Raw genomic sequence first — 12,116 nt, forward strand, 5'->3', positions numbered from 1 at the left:
GCCTGCAATTGTACCCAAATACTGCAGGGACATCTCTGGAATCGAAGAAAAAGTTATCTCACTATATGCAAGAGGGTTAAGCACAAGGGATATTGGTGCCGAACTGAACGAACTATACGGAATTCATATTTCAGCTGAAATGGTATCCAGAATCACAGACCGTATCCTGCCCGAGATTAAAGAATGGCAGTCAAGACCACTGGAACCTGTTTATCCGTTTATATTTATGGATGCCATTCCTTATAAAATGAGGGAAGACGGAAGGATTATAAACCGTGCTGCCTATGTTGTCCTTGGTGTAACGCTGGAAGCTTAAAAAGTATCTGTAACGCAAAATATACCGTCGGCAGTAAAAGTATTGACGGAAGAGCATAAAAATATACCCGAGGTCGGGTTTGGGCAGCGCCCAAGAAAAAAGGAAGGACGCTGCCTGTATTTATAATACAAAAAAATAGGACTATTTGAATAAAACAGAAGAAAAGGGATATACTTAAGATAACAGCATAATTCGACAAGGCAAACGTACCTATCTGAATGTTATTAAGATGATGTTCTTGAATTATTAGACACAAAAATAGTTACACCCTCTTATATAACCCAAATAGTATTAATATTATTAACACTAATGAAACTACCTTTTTCAAAATATATCCTCTTTCTTCATGTTTTTTTCTTAATTTTTCTCTTAAGTATATGTATACCTTGATACAAACATTTTCCAATACCTATTTCTTTTATAACAGTTAATAACTATTTCCATATGTGATACTACTTCCCTTATGTGTTACTTCAATTTTTGACCATTTACCATCCCTAACATTTGAACCTGCAAATGAACCATTTGAATTCTTTACATATGCATAGTGCTTTTTACTTGAATGATATGCATGAGCATAATCTTCATTAATTGCAAATGTATTATACCCATATGTCAACACAGCTTTGGAATTATCAGATGTAACACTCAACTCCCATGCTTTATCAAATGTCTTTTTTTCATTTGTAATGCTAAACGCCATCGCTTTACTAGTGCTTGTTACAAATGTCGTAACCATAAAGCAGCTAGCTAAAAATTTAATTACTCTTTTTCTTATACCAAACTTCTCCTTTTTCAAATACAATACTATATTGCTCTTTATCTGTCAATCTCCACAAAAAGATATTATATTCCTGCCTATCGGCTCCGCCCCATCCGCTTATTCTTCTCCAAACACTCTTTCTACAAGCATTTTATACTCCTGCCAAGCCAAATAGCAGTTAAGATCCTCTAGTGCTTTCACCAGTGACTTATAATACCAGCCTTGCATTTCCTTCCTTTTTTCATGAAACCGTTCCCACAAAGCGTCTCCCAGTTTATTATAATCATAATACATAGAACGTATATTAGAAAGTTTATCTGCCAGTGCAATCATTTTTATTTCCAAACAAGTCTCCTGTTGTAAACGTTCTATGGTTTCCTGTTTCCGAATCTTCCAAGTAGCTTCTGCTGGAAGTTCTCTCCTTTTATTCTCCGATTCTGCACAAACATAATCTGCTGCCTTGCCAAACTCCCTTTTTAGTTCTTCGTAAGTTACTTCTGTATCCTCCAGCACATCATGTAAAATTGCGGCTGCAATGACTTCTTTCTCATTCGTCATTGCAGATACAATGACACCTGTTTCTAAGGGATGTAAAATATACGGAAGTTTGCTTCCTTTCCGTACTGCTCCCTTATGCGCATTGGCTGCAAATACAATTGCCTTATTGATGATATCTTCCATCCTAAAACCCCTTTCCCATTTACCAGACTCTCTAACAGATCCTATTTCCTGCATGAACTGCTCTAGAACAAAATCTGAGTTCCCCCAGACTCTCGCGATAGGAATGTACTCGCAGAGGACTTTCCTACTCAAATGCAAAAAGGAAACTTACACATACAAGTTTCCTTCGCTACTGTCCTATCATACAAAACATCAGAATTGAACAAATCCCAAACAGCATTGTCACTGTTCCTATTGTAAAACGGCATAAAACAGCCTTTTTTGTTTTCCTGTTACACGCCTTTTCAAAAACACTTCCCATAAAAATGGCACCTAAAAAGGCCGTTGGTACAATATATCGAAAATCCATTGTACAGCCAAAAGGATATTCTATATTAAAATATAAAAAAGTAATGTAAATAACACCCCATAACACAGGCATTCCTCTGCTCAATAACTTATTTTCCTTAAACTTTACCATTACATACACCATAGCACCTAATGCCAATAGAATCATGCAGCTATTTAGAGCTATTAGGATTCTAGGTATCATTGCAGGAATATCAAATGTAAACTCACTAAACAAGGAACTTTTAATTACAAACATACTTATATTATATTCTTCCCAAGGATTTGAATAGACTGGCTGAAATAATTCTCTTGCAGGAAATGTAAGGAACCGTTTTACAAAGGACACATCTCCTGTATATATCCGCTGATCTGTTCCGATTCTTACTACATATCCAAATGGCTGAGCAAATAAAATATAATTACGGACTGTATACCAAAGTCCTAGTGGAAATGCAATGGATCCAAAGCCTAGAAGTTTGTATCCGATATCCTTTCCCTTTTTCTCTTTGAACTTTTTATAAGCAACATAAAGCATTAATGCTCCTGTAAATATGGCTATGTTACCACAAGACGTCTTTGTCATCATGCCTAGCCCAAAAGCCAGTCCAAGGCAAATTGTATTTTCCCAGTTTTGTGTCTTGTACCATCGTATCGTATATAAAACTGCCAGTATCATAAAATACGTTACCAGTGCATCGTTATTTACCCTGGCACTCATCAGGTAACAGCTTGGCAGCACAGCAATAATTCCAGCAGCAATTGCCTTGGCCCTGGCATTTAACTTCAGTTCCTGACATATCTTAGGCAAAAGCATCAAGGACCAGCAGGCTGCTGTGCAAGATACAATCTTAGCTATCTGCAGGATATCCTCATATTTGGAATACTCCATAATCTTATTCACAAAAAAGCAGACAACTGCTGCTGTTCCATGAAAGAATGGAGGATGATAAAACTGCACCCAGTTTGTCTCTGGCAAATGGCCGTTTATCAGTAACTTTAATATGTACGCCGCATGGCCGTATCCTTCTAGGCTGCTATCCCCTAAATCAATTGCCCTTGTAGTATACGGAGTATACAGCATATAGCCTATGCGCATGATAAATCCAATTCCAATGAATACTTTAACCGCCGTACTCCAAGAATACCCTTTTCCTAAACTGCAGATTCCAAGTCCCGCCAAAGAAAAGAAAACTCCTGCCAGCATAAAGCCTTGTATTATTTTCACATGCTGGTGTATCCCCAGCCGGTACACAATAATAAATAAAATCGTGATAAACAAAAACACGTTAATATATGGCAAAAGGCCATTTAACTTATCTTTTGCATGGTTTCCAAGTTTCTTTTCCTTTCCCAACTCCTTGCCCCCCTAATCCATATGCTAATCTCGCATTATCCTTCTCCGGATTGCTGGCCAATAGCCGTAAATGATACTGCGGTATACTCTGTCATAGATGTAAAATGCAATCTGGCCTGCCAGAATACCCAGGATAAAAAATCTATCATTCATCTTTCCTGTATAAATAAGTTCTGGTGCAAATATAAATGCCGGAATATACACAATGTTAAACAATACGAATTTTGCCAAAAGAAATCCCTTGGGAATTCTGTCTTTTAGACACTCTGAAACTAGTACATAAAAGTTTATGACCGTTAGTGTCAAACCATACATTTTATTAGGCAGCAATATAAAAGTTAATAGGGTACATGCTATAAAAAAGCCTGCCCCTAATCTTCTCCCACACTCTGTTATGGCAATTCCTAAACAAAATGATGCTGCACAAATAAAAAATAATGTATTTATTTCTATCACGGTTCCTCCATAAACCAATAGAACTGCTAACGCTAACAAAATGCCTAAATAGGCAATTTTTCTTGCATTTACATGCATGCGCACAAATCTCCTCCCATACATTCACAGATGGAATCTGCCAGCCACAATTTACAGCACATATCACATGCGTCAGAATTAGAACCTGACATTCCACCACCATTATTCCGATAATTTCTAGTGTTATTCTGCAGTTGTCTTAAAAACTGGCTATAATCTGAATTGGACGGCTCCATAGCAACTGCCTGTCTTGCATGGCCCATTGCAGTAATGGTATTTCCAAGTCCCGAGTAAGCAATGGCATTGTAATAATGCCATCTTGCACCTCTTTCTGGAATTCTGGAAAGTTCATTTAATGCTTCCCTGAAATGCCTCATCATCAGCATGCTATAAATCTCTCGCATTTCCTGTGATTCTTCATAAGCATAAGAATTATATCCCTGATTGGAATAGCTTTCCTTCTGATAACTTTGTCCTCCAGAATATCCGCTGTTATATCCTTTTTCTCGTTCATCCATTATTTGCTTGTAGGCTTCTTGCACTTCTTTAAACTTTTCTTCTGCCAAATCTGCTAATGGATTGTTGGCATATGAATCCGGATGGTATTTGCGGCTTAAATCTCTATATGCTTTTTTCACTTCGTCATTGGATGCGTTAGGTAAAATACCTAATACGCTATATGGATCTGCTATCATTGTTCTTTTCCTCTCCTAACTTTTTGGTTTTGTACTTTACCCAAACTCCTGTATATAATATATTGTGTAAAATATCTGCATTTTCCAGCAAAGGCAGCTTCTCATACTCCCTTGCACATTCTGCCATAAGCATCTCTAAAATTTCTTCACAAATCTCATGGTACTCTGGCTGCCCTGCCATAGCTTTAAATGGATTATAATTTCCTTTCTTAATATCTTCTGGAAGGTCATCATAGGCATCTAACAGATAAATAAATTTACCTAAATAATATCCAAGCTGTCTTAAATTATCCTGCCATTCATCTTCTTGGTATACGAACAGTTCACCCATGATTTCACCAAAACAGTCTGAAACTATATCCAGGTTTTCCTCATTCCGCTGTTCGCACTCCCCTAGTTTTTTCAGTCCCTCCTCTATCTTCTGGCATTGACGGGGGTACTTGTCTGCTATTTTTTTATAAGACTTTTTCAGATATACCGCTCCTGCATATCCTGAAATTTTCTTCTCATCCGCCCAGTCATCTGCAAAATTATGAAATGCAAGTGCAATATTTAAATCTGCGGCATACTCTGAGAACTGGTTCCATAACATCCAATGCTTACTAGCTGGATGTGCTAGACACCTTTGTTTCGCACTTTCTGGTTCTTTCTCGTATAATGAAGTAAGCACAAGTATCAGAAATGTCATATCATACGTTAGTGTCATTTGTCCAAAACGTCCATGACGTTCTTTTAGTGTTTTACATAACCCGCAATAATAAGCTCGGTACTTATAATAATCTTTTACCTTAAGTTCCAGCTTATCAATTGTTACATAACCAAACATATTTCCTCCATACTGAATAGCCTTTCACTGACTAAACTTATTGCCATTATACCATTTTCTTTTTATTCGTACACAGCAAAATAAGAATTTCAGAAAAATTTCATATTTTACACTATTTTAAAATAAAAGAAACAGCGCCAGGCTGTATTTTGCCTGACGTTCGTTTCTTATTTATATTTACTCTTGCTTTTTCCACAATGAATAGTAGTACTTCTTGTTCTTAATTAATTTCTCATGCCTTCCTTCTTCAAGAATTCTGCCATCTTTTAATACTATAATTTTGTCACAGTTCTTTACTGTACTTAACCGATGCGCAATAATTATCTTTGTCGTATCTGTATACTCTTCTAACGCATCCGTAATTGCTTTTTCTGTTATTACGTCTAGATTACTAGTCGCCTCATCTAAAATCAATATTTTAGGCTTTCGTAATAGTGCTCTTGCAAGACATAATCTTTGTCTTTGCCCTCCTGAGATATTGAATGCACCTTCCTGTAATTTCATTTCTATACCATCTGGAGATTCCTTAATAAAATCCCTTATTTTTACAATTTCTAATATTTTAATTATTTCTGTTTCCGAATGATAGCTGCTATTCCCAAATAAGAGATTTTCTCGGACTGTCCCTTTGAAAAAATATGGTTCTTGCGATACATAAGCAATATTACTTCTTAACCATTCCTTATTAATTTCGTTTAAATTTTTTGTTCCAAAAAAAATATCACCAGCTTCATACTCATAAAATCCAAGAAGCAATTTAGCTATAGTTGTCTTTCCTGAACCACTTTCACCTACAAATGCAATCTTCTCATTTTCATTTATCTCAAACGAAACATCATTTAACACTAAATTTCTAGTCCCATAACGAAAATTCAAATTGGATACTTTTATTTGCCCAATATGTCCTAAATCAGATGTTCCTTTTTCTACATTCTTATCTTCTGGTTCTGAAATTAATAACTGCTCCAGCCTTTGCATGGCAGCTATCGCCCCTTGCAACTGGATCTGCAAGTCCATTATCCGTTGTCCTGGTGATAAAAAGTATCCTGCCAAAGAATAAAATGTTAATAATACTCCGACTGTAATATCCCTATTCATAACTTTCATAGCACCTGCCCAAATAATAGCAATGTACCCAATTCCGCATATAGCTGCTGTAATTGCACCTAAAAAACCTTGATTGTCCTGACAGTCAATTGATGCATCTAAAAGCTTTGTAAAAATATTACCAGATTTTTTCTCAACTTCTTTTTCAGCACCATATGATTTGATAGTTTCTATTCCTTTTATTGTCTCGATAAACATGGAATTCACATTGGCACTCTGTTCTAGTACCTCTCTGTTCTTTTTTCTTATTTTGCTTGCAAAAAATAAATTTATTGTTCCATATAAAACCAATGTAATAAATGCAATAAAAAACAAAGTCTTATCGTACATAAACAATATAATGCCACAAAATACTGCCATAACTGTATCTACAGCAGCACTTATTGTTACACCTGATAAAACATCTCTTATTTTTGATGCATCATTTAATCTTGAGATTATCTCACCGGTCTGTCGAAGCGCAAAAAAATTCATAGGCAATTCCATGATATGTGTATAACTATGAAACGTCAATTCAATATCAAACTTTTTTTCTAACAAAAGAATTAACTTTATTCGGAAATATTGAATTGCACCTTGTAAAATATTCAGCAAAACAAAACCAGTTCCAAACAAATGAAGCAGGCCAATATTTTTTACTGGAATAAACTTATCAAATACAAACTGAAAAAAGAGTGTACATAGAATTCCTACCAGTGTATAACAAAAGGATATTAACACTATCTTCAATGCCATATGCTTTGTATCCAAGTTCTGTTGCTGCTTTTATAACTCCGATTCCATTTGTTCCATTTTTATCTGTTCCTGCCATTTCACGAATCTTAGTAACGTTTTTATTTACACCATACTGTTTACATATTGTTGATAAACACGCAGCGGCACAATCTGTTTCGTCCATCTGCCTAATACAAAAATATTTCATAATCTCACCTAAAAATCACTTTTCTTTATTAGAAATATTATTCCACCAACAAGTAAAACCATATGAATCATTATCACTGCTGCCATTATAAATGGAGTATATCCTTGATGAACTGGACTATCTACAAACTTTCCAGGGTTTAAATTTGCTAATATAGAGTACTTTATTGCTTTAAAATCTGCTGAATCTATTTTTTCTGCAACAGTATTACCAAACAACAATATTCCTAAAGATACAATCAGGGCACTTACTTGACTTTTGAACAGAACACTTAAAAAAAATGCAATTGTCCCTATTATCACCATATTTACTAAAGAAAAAGCAAAATATATCATTGCTTTCCCTAAGAGAGAGCACTGGCACATAGAATGAAAAAACCTTATAACCGTCTTAACGTTACTGCCATGCCATGTAAAAAGTATTCCGCCCGTTATAAGAGATATAATAAAGCTAACAATGACCAGCCATATTACATACAATAATACTGCCATATATTTAGACATAATGATCTCTTCCCTTCTATATGGCTTACAAAAAATCAGCTTTACTGTCTTATTAGAATATTCACTTATAACTATTTCTACTGCAATAACAATGGCAAAAACAGATAATAAAAATCCTAAAATCTGAAACATATAGGCTACAAAATCATACGTCGTATTCTCTTTATATGGCTGCAAATTATGATCTATTTTATATTGAAGTATTTCATTTTTAACTTCAGCCTGTTCTTTTCCATAAATATCGCTCATATATATATTTAAATCCATTTGAATCCGCATCTGTTCCTTCCAGTCGTCAGCATTTTCATATTCTTCTTGTAATTGTTTTTCTTCTGCTGATGTACTGGAATCCCTTTCATCACTTGTTATGTCATTTTTTAAAAACAGCCCAAATGCAAAAATTGCAATACAAGAACGGCTTTATTTTCTTTATGTGCTAACTCGATTAACAAAGCACGCAGCTCTCTTATTCCATCGGGATCCAGACCATTCATTGGTTCATCTAATAAAATAATCTGCGGATTACTTATTAATACAGATGCAAGTCCAAGCCTTTGTCTCATTCCTATTTTAAATTGTATGTATAACCTAATAACTTTATAAGATACAGTATCAACCGCATCAAAAGCCAATATGCCCCTGGAATAATCAATGCTCCCCAGTAATATTTTAACGGTATTAGCTTTATCTTTTCCCTTAAATTTATTCCAATCAGTCTGCAATAGAATATTAGTACTACAATAAATAATAAATTACCTATTACAATCTTGAAGCAGTCTTTCCAATATAATACAGATTCACTTGTTCCCTTGTATATCCAATAAGCACATAATGCATAAAATAACAGATATATAATGGGACAAAACATCTTCAAAATATTTGCTTTCATTTTCCTTACCAACTATACATTATTTTGAGTTCCATCCAGCTTTTACGCCTTTTACAAAATCGTCTAAGTGATTATTAACAAAATCTCTTACGCCTATGTACCAATTTAATGGTGAACCACCATTCACATTTTTTAATTCTTCAGCTGATAATTTTTTCATTTAAAATACTACTCCTTTCTAAACTCAAACTTCCAAATTTATACTAGAACCATGATTTTACAGTATTAAATGCTGACTTCACTGCATTACATACTGTTCGCGCAGCTCTCCCACATTTATAGCCAAAATCAAAGTCAGCCTTATCTCCGCCATTCACTATATACAAACTCTCTTCTGACAATATATATTCAAATTTTTTAACATCTGTATATAACATATATCTCCTATAAACCAAAAGCATTTCCAAAACCCAAACCAGATTCTGAAAATGCTCTCTATCTAACCCCTTAGCAGGTAACTTTCTTATAACAAAGGTTTACATTGCTATCAGCCTTTACAATTTCACAGTTTTCTGCGAAAAGTTCTACTTCTAATACACAATTGGTAAATGTATATGTTTGTGTCCTCTTTCACTTTTCATTGTTTTTACGTATTCTTTGCTGTTAAAACGATTTCATCCTGAATATCTTACAAAGTGTCATGTAACTGCCCCTTCATTTTTTCAAACTGCTTTGTATGCAAATCTTTTCTCCCTGCATTATGTATGCTTTTATTAGCCGCATTTACAGACATCCTTAGCATGGATGCATAATTGTCAAATTCCGCCTCTTTCTCTATATTAATTGACAGAGAAATACATCCTACCATTTCCCCCTGATCCATCACAGGTGCAATAATCGTCTTAATATCAACACTTCCAGTAACTTCCCGTGATACAATATCCACTACTGGTTCTCCAGTACGGTAAATTTCGTCTATAATATAATCAAACCCAGCCTCTTTTATTTTGGTTCCTACTGGGAAAGGATATTTCAGAGTATCCGTTTCATAAAAAGCCAAATACTGCTCCATATCGGAAATTGCGATTGCAACATCCTGCTGTAAAACTTCAGCAAATAAAGGTGCAACTTCAATCAAATTCTCTAATAATACATTCATCTTACCTTCACACTTCCCTATTTCATTTTCCTGTTAAAAGATTGTATTGATATTTCTTATCTTGATTGTGATTTGCTTTTTGACACTCTTTTGAGATATAAATGATGTTTTAAAACGACAGAATAACTTAGAATAAACTTACACTATTATCATAGCATACTTTATGATAATAGTCACTTAAATACTTTATATAAAAAACAATTTTCCCTATATATTTTACTTTCCATGCTCCGCAGACTGAACGATGCCATCCTGAATCTCCAGAAGCGTCTCTACAACTTCCCCTTCCCCTTTTTTATCTGACTGCCTTCTTTCACGAGCCGCCATAGGTTTTGCACTATTCGCACACAGGCGAAGTATAGAAGAATAATCCTCATGCCTTGCTTCTTCTTCCATATTAATAGAGAGTGAAATACATCCTACCATTTCCCCGTTATCCATAATAGGTGCAATAATAGATTTTATATCCACTCTGCCTGTTACCTTTTTGGGTATATAAAAAACATGTGGTTCCTTAGTCTTAATAACCTGCTCTAATTCTTTGATGTAAGCTGTGTCTTTTACTTTTGTTCCTGCTTTAAAAGGATATTTTAAATTTTCCGTCTCAAAGAGTGCTAAAAACTGTTCGTTATCAGAAATACCGATTGCCACATCCTGCTGCAAAGCCTTCGCATACAATGGTGCAATCTCAATAATATTTTTTAACAACTCATTCATCATATCTTCACACTCTCTTTCCTTATTTCCCAGTTTTCTTCAGTCGTACATAAATAAAAGCTTACTTTGGAAACCAACATATGTAAACATCATACCACAAATATAAGAATTCGTCACTTACATCTTCCTCTTTCTATAAAAATTCAAGGAAATACTACTGTTTATCAGGATACTTTTTACTTAATAAGAATAGAAGCATGACTAAATTCTTAAAATCAAAAAACCTAGAAATAAATTCCTAGGCTTTTTCATTATTTTATTTATTATGTTATTATCTTCCACAACAATGCTTATATTTTTTCCCGCTTCCGCATGGACATTTGTCATTACGTCCAATCTTTTTGCCTTCTCTTACATAAGTAGTCTGTTTTGGAGGCATCATGCCTGCTATTCTAGGTACTTCTTCTGCAAAACCTAATTTTTGCATCTCATCTGGAGTATATCCTCGATTGTCCCACATTCTGGTTGTGTTATTTAATTCTGAAATTAATTCACCAATTTCGTAAACTTGCTGTTCATTGGCAAATTCAATATTCCTTGCCAAAAACTGGTTCAACGCATCCGCTGGACCTTCTCCAAAACAGCATGCAAGCTGTAAATCAGAACAAAGTTCTTCTGCTGCCGCTTCATCTTCTAATATATTTGCAATAATATATGCTTTTAACGTTTCATATGCTTCATTTCTTTCAAAATAATCATCCTCTGCATACTTTAACAATTCCGCTTTTGCTGGTACATAATAAGGTTTATCACTTTGTCCATCTAAAAGATTGTTAAATTCTTCTTCTCCCTCAATGGCTTCATGAACAAAATAATCTCCTTGAAGTTCAAAAAATACTACACGCAAACCAAGATTATGATAATCCGTTAATATTTCCTCTATACAAGTTTCTTCTTCATTCTGTTCATTAAAAATCTCGACGATCTTAGCCGTTGGCACAATGCCATATAAATTGGTACATGCCACACAATACTTGATAACTAAATCAAATCTTTCTTTTTCTGCGATAAACTCGGTCGTGAATAATTTTTCATATAAGTCCTTTATTTCATCAGGCACGATAATTCCATTCCCATCGGTTAAATAGTAATATCCTGAAACAAAAAAGTATGCACATTTATAATAATCCTCTTCGGATACCATAACTTCTTCTTTCATTGCCTGCCTAAAAAGTTCCATTTCACTATCATCTGCACATAAAAAAACCTGCTTTGCAGTTTCATAGTTTAATAAGGATGCTTCTACATACTCAATAAGCTCATCTTTCTTTAGTTTGCTATAGCCCTGGATGCCAAATGCTTTTGACATATCTTTTAGTTCCTTAACCGTATGTTTTTTCAGAACTTCACTTAATTTCATATAATTCCTCCACAAAACCAATTCATCCAAATCAGTTTCTCGTCTTTTTTTCTTATGCAACCTGTTCATAAATGACCCTT

15 protein-coding genes and 1 pseudogene are annotated in these 12,116 nt (G+C 34.6%); 1 reads left to right on the forward strand and 15 read right to left on the reverse strand.

Annotated elements, in window-relative coordinates; all coding sequences use genetic code 11:
* Positions 1-310: pseudogene (locus BMY85_RS08755) on the forward strand (transposase); the annotation flags it as partial.
* Positions 311-743: 433 nt separating this feature from the next.
* Here the strand turns inward: BMY85_RS08755 and BMY85_RS08760 are convergent.
* The 15 genes from BMY85_RS08760 to BMY85_RS08820 form a co-directional block, all read right to left on the reverse strand.
* Entirely contained in the window at positions 744-1,121 is a 378-nt protein-coding gene (locus BMY85_RS08760; RefSeq protein WP_242939710.1) for a mediterrocin family bacteriocin, read from the reverse strand.
* Positions 1,122-1,196: 75 nt separating this feature from the next.
* The gene (locus tag BMY85_RS08765; protein ID WP_330387250.1) at positions 1,197-1,760 is read right to left on the reverse strand and encodes an HD domain-containing protein; all 564 of its coding nucleotides are present in this window, start codon (positions 1,758-1,760) and stop codon (positions 1,197-1,199) included.
* 169 nt (positions 1,761-1,929) lie between these two features.
* Positions 1,930-3,444: a glycosyltransferase family 39 protein gene (locus tag BMY85_RS08770; protein ID WP_092477900.1), complete on the reverse strand. Its 1,515-nt coding sequence runs from the start codon at positions 3,442-3,444 to the stop codon at positions 1,930-1,932.
* A gap of 24 nt (positions 3,445-3,468) precedes the next feature.
* Entirely contained in the window at positions 3,469-3,984 is a 516-nt protein-coding gene (locus BMY85_RS08775; RefSeq protein WP_143066355.1) for a hypothetical protein, read from the reverse strand.
* Positions 3,969-4,613, reverse strand: a complete 645-nt coding sequence (locus BMY85_RS08780) for a J domain-containing protein (RefSeq protein ID WP_092477902.1) — start codon at positions 4,611-4,613, stop codon at positions 3,969-3,971. Before BMY85_RS08780 ends, BMY85_RS08775 begins: the two co-directional genes overlap by 16 nt.
* Positions 4,594-5,439 carry a DUF5685 family protein gene (locus tag BMY85_RS08785; protein WP_092477903.1) on the reverse strand — a complete coding sequence of 282 codons (846 nt, stop codon included), beginning with the start codon at positions 5,437-5,439 and terminating at the stop codon, positions 4,594-4,596. Before BMY85_RS08785 ends, BMY85_RS08780 begins: the two co-directional genes overlap by 20 nt.
* Before the next feature lie 177 nt (positions 5,440-5,616).
* On the reverse strand, positions 5,617-7,281 hold the full coding sequence (locus BMY85_RS08790) for a peptidase domain-containing ABC transporter (RefSeq protein WP_092477904.1): 1,665 nt from the start codon (positions 7,279-7,281) through the stop codon (positions 5,617-5,619).
* A complete protein-coding gene (locus BMY85_RS08795) occupies positions 7,199-7,468 on the reverse strand; it encodes a cysteine peptidase family C39 domain-containing protein (RefSeq protein WP_092477905.1) in 270 nt (89 codons plus the stop codon). The genes BMY85_RS08790 and BMY85_RS08795 overlap by 83 nt, the downstream gene beginning before the upstream one ends.
* Positions 7,469-7,476: 8 nt before the next feature.
* Positions 7,477-8,250 (reverse strand): ABC transporter permease, encoded by a 774-nt coding sequence (locus BMY85_RS08800; RefSeq protein WP_092477906.1) that lies wholly within the window; start codon positions 8,248-8,250, stop codon positions 7,477-7,479.
* 98 nt (positions 8,251-8,348) lie between these two features.
* Positions 8,349-8,603, reverse strand: a complete 255-nt coding sequence (locus tag BMY85_RS16055) for an ATP-binding cassette domain-containing protein (RefSeq protein WP_278280402.1) — start codon at positions 8,601-8,603, stop codon at positions 8,349-8,351.
* A 276-nt stretch (positions 8,604-8,879) separates the two neighbouring features.
* A complete protein-coding gene (locus BMY85_RS15350) occupies positions 8,880-9,020 on the reverse strand; it encodes a bacteriocin (RefSeq protein ID WP_143066356.1) in 141 nt (46 codons plus the stop codon).
* Between the two features lie 43 nt (positions 9,021-9,063).
* Entirely contained in the window at positions 9,064-9,237 is a 174-nt protein-coding gene (locus tag BMY85_RS15610) for a hypothetical protein (RefSeq protein ID WP_177180714.1), read from the reverse strand.
* Positions 9,238-9,488: 251 nt separating this feature from the next.
* Complete coding sequence (locus BMY85_RS08810; RefSeq protein WP_092477908.1) at positions 9,489-9,959, reverse strand: hypothetical protein; 471 nt, start codon at positions 9,957-9,959, stop codon at positions 9,489-9,491.
* A gap of 216 nt (positions 9,960-10,175) precedes the next feature.
* Positions 10,176-10,679: a hypothetical protein gene (locus BMY85_RS08815; RefSeq protein WP_092477909.1), complete on the reverse strand. Its 504-nt coding sequence runs from the start codon at positions 10,677-10,679 to the stop codon at positions 10,176-10,178.
* A 268-nt stretch (positions 10,680-10,947) separates the two neighbouring features.
* A complete protein-coding gene (locus BMY85_RS08820) occupies positions 10,948-12,036 on the reverse strand; it encodes an SEC-C metal-binding domain-containing protein (protein ID WP_177180723.1) in 1,089 nt (362 codons plus the stop codon).
* Positions 12,037-12,116: the final 80 nt, after the last annotated feature.

Origin of the sequence: [Clostridium] polysaccharolyticum (genome assembly GCF_900111595.1) — a bacterium.
In the GTDB taxonomy this organism is placed as follows: Bacteria; Bacillota; Clostridia; order Lachnospirales; family Lachnospiraceae; genus Clostridium_AI; species Clostridium_AI polysaccharolyticum.